General features: G+C 72.9%; 14 protein-coding genes. 10 read left to right on the top strand and 4 right to left on the bottom strand.

All coding sequences use genetic code 11. The features are described 5' to 3' along the window. Positions 1 to 137: 137 nt before the first annotated feature. The 5 genes from BMY40_RS07405 (at position 138) to BMY40_RS07385 (ending at position 5,852) form a co-directional block, all read left to right on the top strand. Positions 138 to 1,538: an RsmB/NOP family class I SAM-dependent RNA methyltransferase gene (locus BMY40_RS07405; RefSeq protein ID WP_245769913.1), complete on the top strand. Its 1,401-nt coding sequence runs from the start codon at positions 138 to 140 to the stop codon at positions 1,536 to 1,538. A 74-nt stretch (positions 1,539 to 1,612) separates the two neighbouring features. Then, positions 1,613 to 2,326 (top strand): ribulose-phosphate 3-epimerase, encoded by a 714-nt coding sequence (gene rpe, locus BMY40_RS07400; RefSeq protein WP_093656657.1) that lies wholly within the window; start codon positions 1,613 to 1,615, stop codon positions 2,324 to 2,326. 165 nt (positions 2,327 to 2,491) lie between these two features. Next, entirely contained in the window at positions 2,492 to 3,487 is a 996-nt protein-coding gene (locus BMY40_RS07395) for a sugar-binding transcriptional regulator (protein WP_177213908.1), read from the top strand. Positions 3,488 to 3,606: 119 nt separating this feature from the next. Further along, on the top strand, positions 3,607 to 5,055 hold the full coding sequence (locus BMY40_RS07390) for a GuaB1 family IMP dehydrogenase-related protein (RefSeq protein WP_093656653.1): 1,449 nt from the start codon (positions 3,607 to 3,609) through the stop codon (positions 5,053 to 5,055). A gap of 92 nt (positions 5,056 to 5,147) precedes the next feature. Beyond that, positions 5,148 to 5,852: a class I SAM-dependent methyltransferase gene (locus BMY40_RS07385; protein ID WP_093656652.1), complete on the top strand. Its 705-nt coding sequence runs from the start codon at positions 5,148 to 5,150 to the stop codon at positions 5,850 to 5,852. Between the two features lie 40 nt (positions 5,853 to 5,892). Here the strand turns inward: BMY40_RS07385 and BMY40_RS07380 are convergent, their stop codons facing one another. The 3 genes from BMY40_RS07380 to BMY40_RS07370 form a co-directional block, all read right to left on the bottom strand. Continuing rightward, positions 5,893 to 6,396: a hypothetical protein gene (locus tag BMY40_RS07380; protein WP_093656650.1), complete on the bottom strand. Its 504-nt coding sequence runs from the start codon at positions 6,394 to 6,396 to the stop codon at positions 5,893 to 5,895. A gap of 91 nt (positions 6,397 to 6,487) precedes the next feature. After that, positions 6,488 to 8,788 (bottom strand): DUF6571 family protein, encoded by a 2,301-nt coding sequence (locus tag BMY40_RS07375; RefSeq protein WP_093656648.1) that lies wholly within the window; start codon positions 8,786 to 8,788, stop codon positions 6,488 to 6,490. Further along, positions 8,785 to 9,240, bottom strand: coding sequence for a hypothetical protein (locus BMY40_RS07370; protein WP_093656646.1), 456 nt, complete (start codon positions 9,238 to 9,240; stop codon positions 8,785 to 8,787). The genes BMY40_RS07375 and BMY40_RS07370 overlap by 4 nt, the downstream gene beginning before the upstream one ends. A gap of 371 nt (positions 9,241 to 9,611) precedes the next feature. Between BMY40_RS07370 and BMY40_RS07365 the strand changes: the two genes are divergently transcribed. The 4 genes from BMY40_RS07365 (at position 9,612) to BMY40_RS07350 (ending at position 15,036) form a co-directional block, all read left to right on the top strand. Then, positions 9,612 to 10,067, top strand: a complete 456-nt coding sequence (locus tag BMY40_RS07365; RefSeq protein ID WP_093656644.1) for an Lrp/AsnC family transcriptional regulator — start codon at positions 9,612 to 9,614, stop codon at positions 10,065 to 10,067. 246 nt (positions 10,068 to 10,313) lie between these two features. Further along, positions 10,314 to 11,126, top strand: coding sequence for a carbon-nitrogen hydrolase family protein (locus BMY40_RS07360; RefSeq protein ID WP_093656642.1), 813 nt, complete (start codon positions 10,314 to 10,316; stop codon positions 11,124 to 11,126). A 124-nt stretch (positions 11,127 to 11,250) separates the two neighbouring features. Beyond that, positions 11,251 to 12,957, top strand: a complete 1,707-nt coding sequence (locus BMY40_RS07355; protein ID WP_093656640.1) for a flavin monoamine oxidase family protein — start codon at positions 11,251 to 11,253, stop codon at positions 12,955 to 12,957. Between the two features lie 252 nt (positions 12,958 to 13,209). Then, complete coding sequence (locus BMY40_RS07350; protein WP_093656638.1) at positions 13,210 to 15,036, top strand: glycoside hydrolase family 43 protein; 1,827 nt, start codon at positions 13,210 to 13,212, stop codon at positions 15,034 to 15,036. A 120-nt stretch (positions 15,037 to 15,156) separates the two neighbouring features. On the opposite strand, the gene BMY40_RS07345 is transcribed toward BMY40_RS07350, so the two are convergent. Further along, positions 15,157 to 16,188: a LacI family DNA-binding transcriptional regulator gene (locus BMY40_RS07345; RefSeq protein WP_093656636.1), complete on the bottom strand. Its 1,032-nt coding sequence runs from the start codon at positions 16,186 to 16,188 to the stop codon at positions 15,157 to 15,159. A 375-nt stretch (positions 16,189 to 16,563) separates the two neighbouring features. On the opposite strand from BMY40_RS07345, the gene arfA reads away from it, so the two are divergent. Continuing rightward, positions 16,564 to 18,069 (top strand): arabinosylfuranosidase ArfA, encoded by a 1,506-nt coding sequence (gene arfA / locus BMY40_RS07340; RefSeq protein ID WP_093656634.1) that lies wholly within the window; start codon positions 16,564 to 16,566, stop codon positions 18,067 to 18,069. Positions 18,070 to 18,104: the final 35 nt, after the last annotated feature.

Below are 18,104 nucleotides of genomic sequence, written 5' to 3'. Positions count from 1 at the left end.
ACCGCCCCACCCCGCCCCGGCGGGGAGCCGGCGCCACCCGGGCGGGACGCCCGGACGGGTGCGATTAGGCTGGAATGCCGCACCCACCCGGCGCCCACCGCGCGCCGCCCCCCGACACCACCCGGAGCACCTTTTCCGTGAGCAGCCGGCCACGCCGTCCCGCCAGGCCCTACCGCCGTCCCAAGAAGGACCCCGTCCGCCTGATCGCCTACGAGGCGCTGCGGGCCGTGGACGAGCGCGACGCGTACGCCAACCTCGTCCTGCCCCCGCTGCTGCGCGAGGCCCGCGAGCGCGGCGACATCGACGGGCGGGACGCGGCCCTGGCCACCGAGCTGGTCTACGGCACACTGCGCCGGCAGGGCACCTACGACGAGATCGTCGCCGCCTGCGTGGACCGCCCGCTGCGCGAGGTGGACCCGCCGGTGCTGGACGTCCTCTCGCTCGGCGCCCACCAGTTGCTGGGCACCCGCATCCCCGCCCACGCCGCGGTGAGCGCCACCGTGGAGCTGGCCCGGGTGGTGCTCGGCGACGGGCGGGCGAGGTTCGTCAACGCCGTGCTGCGCAGGATCGCCGCCGACGACCTGGAGGGCTGGCTGGAGAAGGTCGCCCCGCCCTACGAGGACGACCCCGAGGAGCACCTGGGGATCGTCCACGCCCACCCCCGCTGGATCGTCTCCGCCCTGTGGGACGCGCTCGGCGGCGGGCGCGGGGACGTCGAGGCGCTGCTGGAGGCCGACAACGCCCGGCCCGAGGTCACCCTGGTCGCCCGCCCCGGCCGCGCCACCGCCGAGGAACTGCTGACCGGCGACGCCGTCCCCGGCCGCTGGTCGCCGTACGCCGTACGGCTCACCGAGGGCGGCGAGCCCGGCGCGATCGGCGCCGTGCGCGAGGGGCGCGCCGGGGTGCAGGACGAGGGCAGCCAGCTCGTCGCCCTCGCGCTGGCGAACGCGCCGCTGGACGGCCCCGACCGCCGCTGGCTGGACGGCTGCGCCGGGCCGGGCGGCAAGGCCGCCCTGCTGGGCGCGCTGGCCGCCGGACGCGGCGCGGCCCTGCTCGCCGCCGAGAAGCAGCCGCACCGCGCCCGCCTGGTGGCCCGCGCCCTGCGCGGCAACCCCGGCCCGTACCAGGTGGTCACCGCCGACGGCACCCGCCCCGCCTGGCGGCCCGGCTCCTTCGACCGCGTCCTGGTCGACGTGCCCTGCACCGGGCTGGGCGCGCTGCGCCGCCGCCCCGAGGCACGCTGGCGCCGCCGCCCCGAGGACCTGGCCGGCTTCGCCCCGCTCCAGCGCGGACTGCTGACCGAGGCGCTGCGGGCGGCCCGGCCCGGCGGCGTCGTCGGCTACGCCACCTGCTCGCCCCACCCGGCCGAGACCCGCGCGGTCGTCGACGACGTGCTGAAGCACGAGAGCGCCGAGATGATCGACGCCCGGCCGATGCTGCCCGGTGTGCCCGCCCTCGGCGACGGCCCCGACATCCAGCTCTGGCCGCACCTGCACGGCACCGACGCGATGTACCTCGCCCTGCTGCGCCGCACCTGAGCCGCGGGCCGGCGCCGGCGCGCGGGGGCGCACCTGACGGTAGGGCCGGACGGGTGACACGACATACTGGGGCCATGGTTCAGATCAACCCCAGCATCCTGTCCGCCGACTTCGCGCGCCTGGCCGAGGAGGCGCGGCGCGTCGGAGGACCCGAGGGCGCCGACTGGCTCCATGTGGACGTGATGGACAACCACTTCGTCCCCAACCTCACGCTCGGTGTCCCGGTCGTCGAGTCGCTGCGCAAGGCGACCGACACCCCGCTGGACTGCCATCTGATGATCGAGGACCCCGACCGCTGGGCGCCGCAGTACGTCGAGGCGGGGGCCGGTTCGGTCACCTTCCACGCCGAGGCCGCCGCCGCACCGGTGCGGCTGGCCCGCGAGATCCGTGCCAAGGGCGCCCGCGCCTCCATGGCGCTCAAGCCCGCCACGCCGATCGAGCCGTACGAGGACCTGCTGCCCGAGCTGGACATGCTGCTGGTGATGACCGTCGAACCCGGCTTCGGCGGCCAGGCGTTCCTCGACGTCATGCTGCCCAAGATCCGCCGCACCCGGCAGCTCATCGACAAGCACGGCCTGCAGCTGTGGCTCCAGGTGGACGGCGGGGTGTCGGCCTCCACCATCGAGCGGTGCGCCGAGGCCGGCGCGGACGTCTTCGTGGCCGGCTCGGCCGTCTACGGCGCGGACGACCCGGCCGCGGCGGTGCGGGCCCTGCGCGCCCAGGCACGGGAGGCCGCCGACGGAGCCGCCGGCACGTGCGCCCACCAAAGGACGGCCCGGGGCGCCTGAGGGGCGGCCGGTGGGAACGGGCATGGGTGCACCGTGCACGGAGTGGATCAGGACCGCCGTGGATCTGCGAGGATGAACGCGCAGAGTGAGGGACGGGCGCGTACACGAGTACGGCGGAACGGTAGCGAGGTGAGTGCGGTGTCGACCGGGCGGTCAGCCACGAGAATGGGTCCCGCCGAGCTGATGCAGGCGGCGGCCATGGCGCGCCGCTTCTATCTGGAGGGCAAGTCCAAGATCCAGATCGCGGACGAGTTCGGGGTGAGCCGCTTCAAGGTGGCCCGGGTGCTGGAGACCGCGCTGGAACGGGATCTGGTGCGCATCGAGATCCGCGTCCCGGCCGAACTGGACGCCGAGCGGTCCGACGCGCTGCGCGCCCGCTACGGGCTGCGCCACGCCGTCGTCGTCGAGTCGCCCTCGGACGCCGCCGAGGACGCCGCCGACCCGGAGAACCTGGGCGAGGTCGCCGCCGACCTGCTGGGCGAGCTGGTCACCGAGGGGGACGTCCTGGGCCTGGCCTGGGGCCGCTCCACCATCCACATGGCCACCGCGCTGCACCGGCTCCCGCCGTGCACCGTCGTCCAGCTCACCGGCGTCTACGACGCGGGCACCGCCGAGCGCGGCTCGGTGGAGGCCGTGCGCCGCGCCGCCACCGTCTCCGGCGGCGAGGCACACCCGATCTACGCGCCGATGCTGCTGCCGGACGCGGCCACCGCCGCCGCGCTGCGCGGCCAGACGAGCATCGCCGCGGCGTTCGAGTACTTCGACAAGGTGACCGTGGCCGCGGTCTCCATCGGCTCCTGGGAGCCGGGCGTCTCCACCGTCCACGACATGCTCGGCGAGGAGGAGCGCGCCCACTACGCCTCCCTCGGGGTCGCCGCCGAGATGTCCGCGCACCTCTTCGACGCCGAGGGCCGCCGCATCGGCCGCGACCTGGGGGAGCGCTGCATCACCGTCGAGGCCGACCGGCTGCGCCGCATCCCCGAGGTCATCGCGATCGCGGGCGGCCGCCGCAAGGCCGCGGCGATCGGCGCGGTGCTCCGCTCCGGGCTGGTGACCAGTCTGGTCACCGACACCGCCGCCGCCGACTACCTGCTGCACGAGACCGGTCCCGGCCCCCGGCCCGCGCTGGACCGCGCCGACCCGGACGAGAGCGCGCGCTGACCGGAGGTCCGGGCCGGAGGGATCCGGCCCGGACCCGGCACTGTGGTGGGAACGTACGACGGCGTCCCCGCCCACCTGGGCTTTTCTCCATGGCCGGAGGCGGGGGCGGACATGCAACAATGAAGTACGTGCGATTTCTCAACGACCAGCGGCCCGCGTACGACCTGACGTACGACGACGTCTTCATGGTGCCCAACCGCTCCGCGGTCGGCTCCCGGCAGGGCGTGGACCTCTCCGCACCCGACGGGACGGGCACCACCATCCCGATCGTCGTGGCCAACATGACCGCGATCGCCGGACGCCGGATGGCCGAGACGGTCGCCCGCCGCGGCGGCCTCACCGTCATCCCCCAGGACATCCCCCTGGACGTGGTCACCGACGTCATCTCCTGGGTCAAGCAGCGCCACCTGGTCCTGGACACCCCCATCGTCCTTGAGCCGTCCGCGACCGTCGCCGACGCGCTGTCCCTGCTGCCCAAGCGGGCGCACGGCGCGGGCGTCGTCGTCGACGGGGAGCGGCGGCCGGTCGGCGTCGTCACCGACTCCGACCTGACCGGCGTGGACCGCTTCACCCAGCTCTCCCAGGTCATGTCCCGCGACCTGCTGCTCCTGGACGCCGACATCGACCCGCGCGAGGCGTTCACCCGCCTGGACGGCGCCCACCGCAAGCTCGCCCCCGCCGTCGACGCCGAGGGCCGCCTGGCCGGCATCCTCACTCGCAAGGGCGCCCTGCGCGCCACCCTCTACACCCCCGCGACCGACGCCGCCGGACGGCTGCGGGTGGCCGCCGCCGTCGGTATCAACGGCGACGTCGAGGGGCGGGCCAAGGGGCTGCTCGACGCCGGGGTGGACACCCTCGTCGTGGACACCGCCCACGGCCACCAGGAGTCCGTGCTCTCCATCCTGAGGACGATCCGCGCACTGGACCCGCAGGTCCCCGTCGTCGCGGGCAACGTCGTCTCCGCCGAGGGCACCCGCGACCTGATCGAGGCCGGTGCCGACATCGTCAAGGTCGGCGTCGGGCCGGGCGCCATGTGCACCACGCGCATGATGACCGGTGTGGGCCGCCCGCAGTTCTCCGCCGTACTGGAGTGCGCCGACGAGGCGCGCAGGCACGGCAGGCACGTCTGGGCCGACGGCGGCGTGCGGCACCCGCGCGACGTGGCCATGGCGCTGGCCGCCGGAGCCTCCAACGTCATGATCGGCTCCTGGTTCGCCGGCACCCACGAGTCCCCCGGCGACCTCCAGCAGAGCGCCGACGGGCGCCTGTACAAGGAGAGCTTCGGCATGGCCTCCGCGCGCGCGGTGCGCAACCGCACCGCCGAGGAGTCCGCCTACGACAGGGCCCGCAAGGCCCTGTTCGAGGAGGGCATCTCCACTTCCCGGATGTTCCTCGACCCGGCCCGGCCGGGGGTGGAGGACCTGATCGACTCGATCATCGCCGGAGTGCGCTCCTCGTGCACCTACGCCGGAGCCGCCACCCTGGAGGAGTTCACGCAGAAGGCCGTCGTCGGCGTCCAGAGCGCCGCCGGCTACGCCGAGGGCAAGCCGCTGCACGCCAGCTGGTAGCCCGCCGCTCCCGCCTCCGCCCCGAGCGGGATCCGCCCGGACCCGCGGCCCGTCCCCTTTCCGGGACGGGCCGCGGCTGCTTCGATGGGCCCATGAGCGGACCGGCGCACGAGGAGACCCGTCGGGGCCACAGCGGCACGGGCCCCGGAGCGATCACCCCCGACGGCTGCGCGGTGGAGGTCTACACCCGCCTGTCCGTCGGCGACGAGCCCGACGTCATCGCCTCGGCCGTCCCCGCCGGGGCGAGCCTGCTGGAACTGGGCTGTGGCACGGGCCGGGTGACCCACCCCCTGCTGGAACGCGGCTTCACGGTGACGGCCGTCGACGAGTCGCCGGGGATGCTGGAGCACGTGCGCGGCGCCCGCACCGTGTGCTCGCCCATCGAGACACTGGAACTGGGCGAACGCTTCGACGCCGTCCTGCTGTCCTCCTTCCTGGTCCACGCGGGCGACGTCCGGGTGCGCGACGCGCTGCTGCGCGCCTGCCGCCGGCACGTCGCGGACGACGGGTGCGTGCTGATCCAGCGCGAGGGTGAGGACTGGCACGACAGGGTGCCCCGGGAGCGGAGGGCCGGCGGCGGACTGGTCAGGATCGCCGCGGCCGACCCCACCGACGACCCGCGGGTGTCCTCCATCCGCTGCGAGTACGTCTTCCCGGACGGGACGTGGACCCAGACGTTCCTCTCCCGGCGGCTGGACCGGGAGGAGTTCGAGGAGGCGCTGGCCGGCGCGGGCCTGGCCGTCGACTCCTACCTCACCGAGGACCGGACCTGGGTGAGGGCCCTGCCCACGGGATGACGCGCGGGCAGCGGCGGCGCGCCGGCCGGCCCGGCGGGCCTCAGGTGCACTCGCCGGACTTCCCGACGGCTTCGGCGTAGGCGGCGATCAACTTCTTCATCGCCGCCTCGTCCGGCCTGCCGGGCTCATTGACCCGTGCCGCCACGAAGAGATCGCCATCGTCCTTGCGGGGGTTCGGGCAAGTGACCTTCCCGATCGCCCCGGTGTCCGAGTAGAGATACCGCCCGTCCTCCGTCTCCTTGTCGTCCGGATCGACGTTGGGGATAACGAGAGCGGCCTTGCCCAGGGAGGTCCCTTTCTTCCACCACTCGGTACTGAGCGCGAGTACCTGTTGGCCGTCGACGTCGACGAGACAGCGCTTCACCCCCTCCACCCTGTCGGAAAGGGTGGAGGAGATCCTGTCTCCCGGGGGCAGGAGGGGCGTTGTGAGATCGGGGGAGACGGCCGTGCCGCACAGGGCGGAGGGGATCTCGTAGTTCCTCTCCTGAGAGGAGCAGGCGGTCGTCCCGAGGCAGAGGAGCAGTGCTCCGGCGGCCGAGGCCAAGAGCCGGGTCCGCTGTCGTGCGAGTTCTCCTGAACTTCTCAATTCGACCTCGGTGTCATGGGAAGGTTGAGGGTGCGGCCGTGGCGTGCCGTCAGCTGGGGATGTTGGTGTCCAGGTCGTCGGCCATCCGGGAAACGTTGACGGAGGCGTTGGCGAAACCGTCCTCGTTTCCGTACAGCACCCAGTCCGCCACCTTATTGCTGTACGGCAGGTCATGGGCCTTGGCGGCTTCGATTGCGGCGATCTGGCCGTGCTCCGTGCTGTTCTGCCTGGCCATCTCCCATCTCACGCCCTCGTTCTTTCCTGCTTCCTTGAGATTGTTCGGCTCGACATTGCCGAAGATCTGCTCCAGGACGACGCTGCTGACGGTGTTCGCGGTTCCGCCCGCGACGGCCCCTGCGACGGGCGTCGCGACGAAACTCGTCCCCACGCCGATGCCGGTGCCGATGGTGCCGGAGACGATGTTCTTCACCTGGCCCATCGACTTCTTGTAATCCTCGTCCTTCTGGTGGGCATCCTCCAGGACCGCCTCCTGGCGGCCGATGGCCAGGGTTCCGCTGACCTCGCCGGATCGCCGTGCGATCTCCTCGATCGTGGTCTGGGGGTCCTGCGGATACCGCCTGTCCTCCGGGAGATCGGGATTCAGGTGGTAGTCCATCAGGTTGGTCATGTAGGCCTTCTGGCCCATCTCCACCCTGGCGAACCCCTCCGGGTTCTGGCCCACGCTGACGAGGAAGCGTGTGACGTCGTTGTGGTCCAGCTCAGCGGCGGTGCCGGCGACGGGGAAGAGCTTGTTGGTGTTTCCGTGCACGTCGTCGGCGGTGGCCCGGTTGATATCGGGCAGGTACTCCGCCGCGATCTGGCCCATGCTGTCCGACAGGTAGCCGCGCTCGGTGAGGCGCTCGGTGTCCGCCGAGACGGATTCGAAGATCTGCTCCACCAGCCGGGCCTGCTCCGGGCTGTGCGGAGGGGTGTCCGGGCCGGGCTGCTCACCGGCCGGGTGGCCGGTCGCCGCGGCCTCCAGGGCCCAGCCCATGGCGTTCTGCCCGGCGATGCTCTCCTTGAAGTCGGAGTCGTACTGCTTGGGCCAGTCCCGCTCCTCGAAGAGGTACTGGAAGTTGGTCAGACCGACCTTGCCCTCCTTGCCGTTGCCGTCGGTGTCCCGGGTGAAGTCGTGGTCCTCGTCCTTGGTGACGAAGGTGCCGTTGAAGAAGTCGGTGGCGGCGTCGGGGCTCTTGCCGAGGGCCATCATGAAGCCCGTCATCGGGTCCGAACCCTCGTCGGTGCCCGTCCGGTTGAGCATCGGCCCCATGGGGAAGTGCCAGGCCAGGTCCGCGCTGCGGCCGTTGCCGCTGCGTTCCTTCTCGACCCGGATGAGCTCGTCGCCGTAGTTCTTCAGGAACTTGTCGTCGAAGTCGCCCCAGCGCATCAGGTTGCTCATCACCTGGGCGCCCACGGCCCGGGGGTTGTCCCTGCTCGGGACGAACTCGCCGGTCAGCCCGACCATGTCCCGCTCCCAGCGCTGCATGGCGGCGCTGTCGGACTGGGTGGCGGTGGCCAGGGTCAGGCCGAGGTTCTCCTGCAGGGCGCCGTACTTGTCCACCCGGGCCTGGCCGAGCTGCATGTTGGTGTGCGGGTCGTTGATGCCCGTCCAGAAGTCCAGCACGCCCTGGGGGCCCAGCCCGGTCGCGAACCGCTCGGCGAAGAGGGGGTCGTCCTTGTACCGCGCCATGGTGGAGTTGAAGTCGTCGAACTCCTGCGGGGACATGTCCGCGGGGTCCTTGGCGAGTTCGACGGCCCGGTCGGCGGCCTCCATCGCCTCGGCGGCGGAGTCGCGGTCGGAGTAGGAGGCGTCGGAGAAGCCGTGGGGGGTCTGGTCGGCCAGGGCCCTGAGCGCCCTGGCGGCGCTGGAGTCGCTCTCGGTGGCCTTGGTGAGGATGCCCTGGACCTCGTCGCGCAGGGCGGTGACGTCCTCGGGGGTGTGGTCGGGGACGTCGGTGCCCCGGGCGGCGCGGTCGGGGTGGATGTTCATGGTGACGGTGAAGCTGCCGTCGGAGTTGGCGATGACGGTCAGGTTCTTCTTCAGACCGCGTTCGATGGCGTCGTTGAGCTGCCTGCGGTACTCGACCAGCTCGTCACGGGTGTCCTTGAGGATGTTGTGGATCGAGGAGGCCTGGGTGTGGGCGTCGGCGAACTCGCCGGCGGTCTTGGCGACGAACTCCCGGGTGACGGCGGCGTTGAGACCGGTCCAGTCGGCCTTGTCGGCCTTGCCCTTGAGCTGCGAGCGGGCGTCCTCCTTCAGGACGCTCAGCTTCTCGACCATCTCCGACCAGTCGGTGACGGCCGCGCTCAGCTTGGAGAAGTCGGCGTGGCGGAGGGCGTCGAGCTTCACTGGAGCCGGGTCCTCTCGTCGAAGCCCTCGTCGAGCGCGGAGACGCTGTTGAACAGCGAGCTGATGTGCTGCTCGTCGTCGGCGTGCGCCTTGTTGCTGTACTCCATGTGGTTGGAGATGTGGGCGCAGGCGTCGGTGAGGGTGCGCAGCTGCTCCTGCCACCGGGTCGCGACGTGGTCCAGGGCGCCGCCGATCTCGAAGTCGCCCTTCAGTCCCGCGGCCGCGCCGGTGCTGCTCTCCCGGGCGTGGTCGCCGTCCTTGCGCAGCCGCTCGTAGAGGTCGAACGCCGCGTCCCCGACGGCGGCCAGGTCCTTCTGCGACACCTCGAGTTCGCCGGAGGATGTCGCGACCCCGCCTCCTCCGCCGCCGTCGAGCTGGTTCAGGCGCGTCTGCGCGGCCTTCCGCTCGGCGGCGGCCTGCACCAGCCGGTTCCACTCCTCGTCGAACGACACGTTCTCTCCCCCGCGTCCGGCTCCGCTTGTCGGGCCACACGGTATAGAAGCGCGGCTCCCGGTCGCCAGCGAGGGCCGTGCGGAAGGGATCCGGGAGGAGACCGCCGCGCCGCCGCCGGCGGACGCCGGTACGCCCGGTTCGCGGGGGTGCGGCCGGAAAGGGGCGCCCGGAAGTTCGGACATGCTCCCCACCGGGCGGCGGCGCCGGGCCGTGTGATGCTTCGGTGAAGATTCCCCGGCCGTCCGCGCCGCGGCCCGGCCCCGCCGGAGGACCGTCCCGCGGGCCCGGTGTGCTGTACTTCGCTGCCGGGGCGACGCGATCACCGCGGCGTCCCGCGTACCGCCCGCACGACAGAAGTGGTCCACCCGCAGTGCGACTGAACGAGCTCGACGAACGCATCGTCCGCGCCCTCGCCGAGGACGCCCGGCGCTCCTACGCCGACATCGGCGCCGAGGTGGGCCTGTCGGCCCCCGCCGTCAAACGCCGGGTGGACCGGCTGCGCGAACAGGGCGCCATCACCGGCTTCACCGTACGGGTGGACCCGGCGGTGCTCGGCTGGGAGACCGAGGGCTTCGTCGAGATGTACTGCCGCCACAAGACCTCCCCCGAGGACATCCGCCGGGGGCTGGCGCGCTACCCGGAGGTGGCGTCCGCCTCCACCGTGACCGGCGACGCGGACGCGATCGTCCAGGTCTTCGCCTCCGACATGCGGCACTTCGAGCGGGTGCTGGAGCGGATCGCGGGGGAGCCGTTCGTGGAGCGCACCCGGTCGGTGCTCGTCCTCTCCCCGCTGCTGCGCCGCTACGGTTCGGGGTCGCCGGCCTGAGGCGTCTCCGGACGCCCTTCCGGAGGCGCCCCGGGCACTCTCCCGGGCCTCCCGCGGACGCACAGCCTGCTGCGCAACGAATCGACGGACGAGGGCCCCAAGACGCAACGGATCGATGCCCGGTGCGCAACGGGTGCGGCTTGTGGGGCACGGAGGGCGGACCGTACCGTCGAAGCGTCCCCAGATCCCGCAGCCGTACCCCGGCACGCCCGGTACGGCCGTCCGACGTGAACGCGAAGAGGTCCCATGACGCCGCTGCGCACCGCGCTGCTCCAGGGCCCAGGCGGTGTCCCCGGCTCCACCGCGGACAGCCTGGCAGCCCTCGACCGTGCCGCCCGCCGGGCCGCCGCGCAGGGGGCCCGGCTGCTGGTCGCCTCCGAGATGTACCTGACCGGGTACGCGATCGGGGAGCGGATCGCGGAGCTGGCCGAGCCCGCCGACGGCCCCGGAGCCCGGGCGGTGTCCCGCATCGCCGCCGAGCACGGGATCGCCGTCGCCTACGGCTACCCCGAGCGCGACGGCGACGCGGTGTACAACTCCGCCGGGCTCGTCGGTCCCGACGGCGCCCGGCTCGCCGACTACCGCAAGACCCATCTGTACGGCGGCTTCGAGGCCTCCGCCTTCCGCCCGGGCGACACCCCCGTCGTCCAGGCCGGCATCGACGGCGTCCGCGTCGGGATGCTGGTCTGCTACGACGTGGAGTTCCCCGAGAACGTCCGCGCCCACGCGCTGGCCGGCACCGAGCTGCTGCTGGTGCCGACCGCGCTGATGCGGCCGTACGAGATCGTCGCCCGGACCCTGCTGCCGGCCCGCGCCTTCGAGAACCAGCTCTACATCGCCTACGCCAACCGCTGCGGCACCGAGGGCGAGGGCGAGGGCGCGATCACCTTCACCGGACTGAGCTGCCTGGCCGCCCCCGACGGCACGGTCCGCGCCCGCGCGGGCGCGGGGGAGGACCTGATCACCGCCGACGTCGACCCCGGGCGGCTGAGGGCGTCGCGCGCGGACAACCCGTATCTGCGCGACCGCCGCCCCGAGCTGTACGGCTCCCTCGTCTGAGGCACGGCCCCCGCCCCGTCCCGTACCGCTCCACCCGGTCCCGTACCACCTGACACCGCGGCCTGCCGCCGTCCGGGCCGACCGCCCGGGCACAGCCCGCCACGTACCACCAGGAGAACCGCCCATGACCTCCACGGTGCCCGCCGCCGTCCACGACGAGCAGCACGCACAGGCGCAGAACGAGCCGCCCGTCACCATGTTCGGCCCGGACTTCCCCTTCGCCTACGACGACTACCTCGCCCACCCGGCCGGTCTCGGCCAGGTGCCCGCGACCGCGCACGGCACCGAGGTCGCGGTCATCGGCGGCGGGCTGTCTGGGATCGTCACCGCGTACGAGCTGATGAAGATGGGCCTGAAGCCGGTGGTCTACGAGGCCGACCGGATCGGCGGACGGCTGCGCACGGCCCGCTTCGACGGCTGCGACCCCGAACTGACCGCCGAGATGGGCGCGATGCGCTTCCCGCCGTCGTCCACCGCCTTCTGGCACTACGCGGACCTGGTGGGCCTGGAGACCAAGCCGTTCCCCAACCCGCTGGCGCCCGACACCCCCTCCACCGTCGTCGACCTCAAGGGCGAGTCCCACTACGCCCGCACCCTGGACGACCTGCCGGAGGTCTACCACCAGGTGATGGACGCCTGGAACGCCTGCCTGGAGGAGGGCGCCGACTTCTCCGACATGCAGCAGGCCATACGGACGCGCGACGTGCCGCGCATCCGCGAGATCTGGTCGCGCCTGGTGGAGAAGCTCGACAACCAGACCTTCTACGGCTTCCTGTGCGACTCCCCGGCGTTCTCCTCCTTCCGCCACCGGGAGATCTTCGGCCAGGTCGGCTTCGGCACCGGCGGCTGGGACACCGACTTCCCCAACTCCATCCTGGAGATCCTGCGGGTCGTCTACACCGGCGCCGACGACGACCACCGCGGCATCGTCGGCGGCAGCCAGCAGCTTCCGCTGCGGCTGTGGGAGCGCGAGCCGGAGAAGCTGGTGCACTGGCCGCTGGGCACCTCGCTGAAGTCCCTGCACGGCGGCGACCCGCGCCCGGCCGTGACCCGGTTGCACCGCACCGCGGGCAACCGCATCACCGTCACCGACGCCACCGGCGACGTGCGCACCTACCGGGCGGCGGTCTTCACCGCCCAGTCGTGGATGCTGCTGTCGAAGATCGACTGCGACGACGACCTGTTCCCCATCGACCACTGGACGGCGATCGAGCGGACCCACTACATGGAGTCCTCCAAGCTGTTCGTGCCGGTGGACCGGCCGTTCTGGCTGGACAAGGACGAGCGCACCGGCCGGGACGTGATGAGCATGACGCTCACCGACCGCATGACGCGGGGCACCTACCTGCTGGACGACGGCCCGGACCGGCCGGCCGTGATGTGCCTGTCGTACACCTGGTGCGACGACTCCCTGAAGTGGCTGCCGCTCAGCCCCCGGGAGCGGCTGGAGGTCATGCTCAAGTCCCTGCGCGAGATCTATCCGGACGTCGACGTCCGCAAGCACATCATCGGCAACCCGGTCACCGTCTCCTGGGAGAACGAGCCGTACTTCATGGGGGCCTTCAAGGCCAACCTGCCGGGCCACTACCGCTACCAGCGCAGGCTGTTCACCCACTTCGTGCAGGACCGGCTGCCCGAGGACAAGCGCGGCATCTTCCTCGCCGGCGACGACATCTCCTGGACGGCCGGCTGGGCCGAGGGCGCGGTGCAGACCGCCCTCAACGCGGTGTGGGGCGTGATGCGCCACCTCGGCGGCTCCACCGACCCGGCCAACCCCGGGCCGGGCGACGTCTACGACGAGATCGCCCCGGTCGAGCTCCCCGAGGACTGAGCCGGGCCGGAGGGCCGGACCGGCTGACGGGGGCACGTCGTCCGGCCCCCTCCGGTCTCCGGTCCCCGGCCGCCAGGGGTGGTGCCCCGGTCCCGGCGGCCCCGTGCCGCCGGGGCCCACCGGTGCCCGCGGCCCGTACGGCCGCGCGGGCCGTGCCTCCAAGGTCCCGTCCCGGTGTGCTCAGTGTGTTTACAACGTTGGTACATCGTTGTAAAAACCTGGTTCACCGTCATCCGCACCGAGGAGGACCACATGGGGACCGTACGCAGACCGGGCCCGAGAGCCCGCCGGACGCTGGCCGCCCTGGCGATCGCCGCCCTGACGGCGGGCGGCGCACAGGCGCCGGGCGCGGCCGCCGAGCCCGGGCAGGGCGCCGACCGCGACGGGCGGCAGGGGGCCGGGACGTACGTCAACCCCGTCTCCAGGGGCTTCGCCGACACCTTCGCCGACCCCGCCGTCGTCAGGGGCGAGGACGGCCACTGGTACGCCTTCGGCACCACCGACCCCCTGCGCTCCGGCGAGGGCAGGATGCACTCGATCCCCATCGCCCGCTCCGCCGACCTGGTCGACTGGACCTACGTCGGCGACGCGCTCGGCGGTGACGCCCCGGCCTTCGCGGACACCGGCGCCGCCTACTGGGCCCCCGACATCACCCGCCACGACGGCCGTTACTGGCTCTACTTCACCGTCACCGAGACCACCGTGACCGGCGAGCGCGGCGACAGCGCCATCGGGGTCGCCACCGCGCCGACCCCGGCCGGGCCGTGGACCGTCCACGACGAGCCGGTCGTCGCCCCCCGCCCCGCCGACGGCGGCAGCGGCTTCAAGTGGACCTTCGACCCGGCGCACGTGGTGGACACCGACGGCCGCCGCCACCTCTACTACGGCTCCTACCACGGCGGGATCTGGGTCACCGAGCTGTCGGCCGACGGCACCCGGGCGGTGGGGGAGCCGGCCATGGTGGCGACCGACAACCGCTTCGAGGGCGCGTACGCCGTCCGGCGCGGCGGCTGGTGGTACCTGTTCGCCTCCTCCGGCGACTGCTGCGCCGGACCGACCACCGGCTACTCGGCCTTCGCCGGGCGCTCCCGCTCGGTACGCGGTCCGTTCACCGACCGCGAGGGAGTGCCCCTGACCGCCTCCCGCACCGGCGGCACCGTCGTGCTGACCCCCAACGGAAACCGCTGGGTGGGCACCGGCCACAACTCCGTGGTCACCGACCTGGCGGGGCAGGACTGGATGGTCTACCACGCCATCGACCGCGAACGGCCGTACCTGGACGAGCCGTACGGCGTCAACCGCCGCCCGATGCTCATCGACCGGCTGGACTGGGAGGACGGCTGGCCCGTGGTGCGCGGCGGACTGGGCGCCTCCGAGCGGCGGCAGAAGGCACCGGTCACCGATCCCCGGCACGCCCGCGCGGCGGACCGCGAGCGGGACGGGGGCCACCGGGACCGCCAGGGCCACCGTCCCGGACGGCTCGACCCGGCGCGCGGCGACGAGTTCGAGGGCGACCGGCTCGGGCCCGGCTGGAGCTGGGTGCGCCCGGCGGACGTACGGCTGGACGGGGGCCGCCTGGTGTGGCCGACGCAGGACGCCGACCTGCACAAGGGGAGCAACACCGCCTCGGTGCTGCTGCGCGAGGCGCCGCGCGGGGACTACACGGTCGAGACCAGGCTGACCATCGACCTCGGCGAGGACACCGTCCGCAACTACCAGCAGGCCGGGCTGGTGGCCTACACCGACGACGACCGCTACCTGCGGCTGTCGCACGTGGCGATCTGGAACACCCGCCAGACCGAGTTCGGCAAGGAGCGGCCGTACGCAGGCCGCGTCGCCTACGGCTCGATGACCGTCGGGCCGCCCGCGCGGACCACCTGGCTGCGGCTGCGGCACACCACCGATCCGCGCACCGGCGAGCACCGCTTCCGCGCGTACACCAGCCGGGACGGCGCGCGGTGGATCGCGGGCGGCACCTGGACGATGCCCGCGGACGCGAAGGTGCGCATCGGGCTGGTCTCGCACGGCGGTTCGGGGGCGACGGCGGAGTTCCACCACTTCCGCGTCCACCGCGGCTGACGGACCGGCCGCCCCGCGGGAACGGGACGGGGGCGAGGGCGGGAACAGGGCGGGGCGTGGGGCCACAGCCCGCCCCGCCCTGTTCCCGCCCTCGCCCTCCGTCCCGGAAACCCCGCGGTGTCAGGGTCTGACGGTGCTCTCCCGGACGATCAGCCGGTAGTCCGCCTCCACCTCGCGCTGCCCGTCGTCCTCGGCCGGCCGGCCGCCGCGTCCGCTCCCGCTGATGCGGGCGTCCAGCAGTTCCACGGCCGTCCGCGCTATGTGGGCCTTGTCGGGGGAGATCGTCGTCAGGGTCGGGGTGCTGTAGCGGCCGTCCTCGATGTCGTCGAAGCCCGCCAGCGCCAGGTCGTCGGGGACCCGCAGACCGGAGGTCAGCGCGGTGCGCAGGGCGCCGAGCGCCAGGAGGTCGTTGAAGCAGAAGACCGCCTGCGGGGGTTCGTCCAGCTCCAGCAGCCGGCGCATCACCGCGGCGCCGTCGGCGCGGTGGTACGACGCCGTCGGCGGGGCCAGCCGCTCGTCGTAGGGGAGTCCGGCGGCCTCCAGCGCCTGCCGGTACCCGGCCAGCCGCAGGTGGGCGGTGTTGGCGCTGGGGTTCTCCTGGGCGCCGATGGCGCCGATGCGGGTGTGGCCCAGCGAGATCAGGTGCTCGGTCATCTCGCGGGCGGCACGCTGGTTGTCGATGGCCACGTGGTGCGTGGGGCCGTCCATGATGCGCTCGCCGAGCAGCACCATCGGGGTGCTGTCGGTGCGGGCCGCCAACTCCTCGCGGCCGACGGTGATGGGGCTGAAGATGAGCCCGTCGATGAGCTGCTCCCGGATGCCCTGGAGCACCTCGCGCTCGCGGTCGGCCAGGCCGTCGGTCTGGTCGATCAGCACCGTCCAGCCGCGCTCGACGGCGGCGTCGATGACGAACCGGGACAGCTCGGCGAAGTACGGGGCGTCCAGTTCGGGCAGGGCCAGGGCGATCACGCCGGTGCGGCCGCGGCGCAGGTTGCGGGCCGAGAGGTTCGGGCGGTACTCCAGCTCCGCCAGTGCCTGCTCGACCTTCTCCCGCGTGTGCGGAGCCACGTAGGTGTAGCCGTTGACCACGTTGGAGACGGTCTTGACCGACACCCCGGCCAGTGCGGCCACGTCCTTGAGGCTGGCGCCCACCTCTGCTCACCTCCACCCGGCACCCGACGGTGCCGCTCACGAAGCGGTACGGGCCACCCTGGCACATCACCGGCGCGCGGCGCGGACCGGCCCGGCACCACCTGCCACGCGCGGTGCCCTCGCGGCTCCGCGGCCGGGTTCCCGTTCGGTTCGGAAGAACCGGTGCCGGGGCTATTTACAACGCTGTTTCAACGATGTAATCGTATCAGCGCACGCCACCCGCCCGGTTCGCCCCTCCCAACGGCCGGGCGGGAACCGCTGCCGGCGGCCCGCCGCGGCGGTCCCGCACGCGGTGAGCGTGCCCCGCGGACGGGACCGGCCTCCCCCTCGTCCCGTCCGCGGCACGCCCAGCCCCCTGAGCCCCATGGAGCGCCCATGCCCACCGCCCGTCTCACCGTCGACCCAGGCTTCCGCATCGGGGCCGTGGACCGGCGCCTGTTCGGCTCCTTCGTCGAGCACATGGGCCGGTCGGTCTACACCGGGGTCTTCGAGCCGGACCACCCGGCGGCCGACGAGGACGGCTTCCGCACGGACGTCCTGGACCTCGTCCGCGAACTGGGCGTCACGCTCGTGCGCTACCCCGGCGGCAACTTCGTCTCCAACTACCGCTGGGAGGACGGGGTCGGCCCGGCCGACCGGCGCCCCACCCGCCTGGACCTGGCCTGGCGCAGCGTGGAGAGCAACGCCTTCGGCCTCAACGAGTTCATGGCCTGGGCCGCCAAGGCCGGCATCGAGCCGATGATGGCCCTCAACCTCGGCACCCGCGGCACCTCCGAGGCCCTGGACCTGCTGGAGTACACCAACCACCCCGGCGGCACCGCCCTTTCGGACCTGCGCCGCTCCCACGGCGTGGCCGACCCGCACGGCGTGCGCCTGTGGTGCCTGGGCAACGAACTGGACGGCCCCTGGCAGATGGGCCACAAGACCGCCGCCGAGTACGGCCGGCTCGCCGCCGAGACCGCCCGCGCCATGAAGCGCTTCGACCCCGGCCTCGAACTGGTCGCCTGCGGCAGCTCCAACGCCTACATCGACACCTTCGCCTCCTGGGAGGCGACCGTCCTGGAACACACCTATCCGTTCGTCGACTACGTCTCCCTGCACGCGTACTACGACCCCACCGACCGCGACACCGACTCCTTCCTGGCCAGCGCCGCCGAGATGGACCGGATGATCGACGCCATAGTGTCCACCGCCGACCACGTCGGCGCCAAGCTGCGCGACCGCAAGAAGATCAAGCTCTCCTTCGACGAGTGGAACGTGTGGTACCAGAGCCGCTTCGGCGGCGAGGACTCCCTGGACTGGCAGCCCGCGCCCCGCCTCATCGAGGACGTCTACGACGTCACCGACGCGGTCGTCGTCGGCAGCCTGCTGATCACCCTGCTGCGCCACGCCGACCGGGTCGGCGCCGCCTGCCAGGCCCAGCTCGCCAACGTCATCGCCCCGATCATGACCGAGCCCGGCGGGCCCGCCTGGCGGCAGACCATCTTCCACCCCTTCGCGCAGACGGCGCGCCACGCGCGGGGCACCGTGCTGCGCGTGGAGCCGGACTCCCCGGTGATCGAGACCGAGCGCTACGGCGAGGTCCCGGCCCTGTGGGCCACGGCCACCCATGACGAGGAGAGCGGCGAGATCGTCCTGTTCGCGGTCAACCGCGACCGCACCTCCCCCCTCGCCCTCACCGCCGACCTGAGGCCCTTCCCCCGCGCCCGGGTCGTCGAACACCTCGTGCTCGCCGACGACGACCCGGGCGCGGTCAACACCGCCGAGCGCCCCGACCGCGTCCGGCCCCGCCCGGTGGACGGCACCGAGGCCTGCGACGGCGCCCTCACCGCGCAACTGCCGCCGGTCTCCTGGAGCATGATGCGCCTCGCCACCCGCTGACCCTCCCGCCTCTCCACCCCCCGCCCCCTCCGGTA

The sequence above is a fragment of the Streptomyces radiopugnans genome, from assembly GCF_900110735.1.
GTDB classification, from domain to species: domain Bacteria; phylum Actinomycetota; class Actinomycetes; order Streptomycetales; family Streptomycetaceae; genus Streptomyces; species Streptomyces radiopugnans.
Note: the sequence above shows the minus strand (reverse complement) of the source record. Positions and strands in the feature narration are given on the sequence as shown.

Coding starts and splice junctions, on each gene's coding strand:
- rpe (WP_093656657.1), top strand. CDS start 1,613: ATGGTTCAGATCAACCCCAGCATCCTGTCCGCCGACTTCGCGCGCCTG.
- BMY40_RS07395 (WP_177213908.1), top strand. CDS start 2,492: ATGGGTCCCGCCGAGCTGATGCAGGCGGCGGCCATGGCGCGCCGCTTC.
- BMY40_RS07390 (WP_093656653.1), top strand. CDS start 3,607: ATGAAGTACGTGCGATTTCTCAACGACCAGCGGCCCGCGTACGACCTG.
- BMY40_RS07385 (WP_093656652.1), top strand. CDS start 5,148: ATGAGCGGACCGGCGCACGAGGAGACCCGTCGGGGCCACAGCGGCACG.
- BMY40_RS07360 (WP_093656642.1), top strand. CDS start 10,314: ATGACGCCGCTGCGCACCGCGCTGCTCCAGGGCCCAGGCGGTGTCCCC.
- BMY40_RS07355 (WP_093656640.1), top strand. CDS start 11,251: ATGACCTCCACGGTGCCCGCCGCCGTCCACGACGAGCAGCACGCACAG.
- BMY40_RS07350 (WP_093656638.1), top strand. CDS start 13,210: ATGGGGACCGTACGCAGACCGGGCCCGAGAGCCCGCCGGACGCTGGCC.
- arfA (WP_093656634.1), top strand. CDS start 16,564: ATGCCCACCGCCCGTCTCACCGTCGACCCAGGCTTCCGCATCGGGGCC.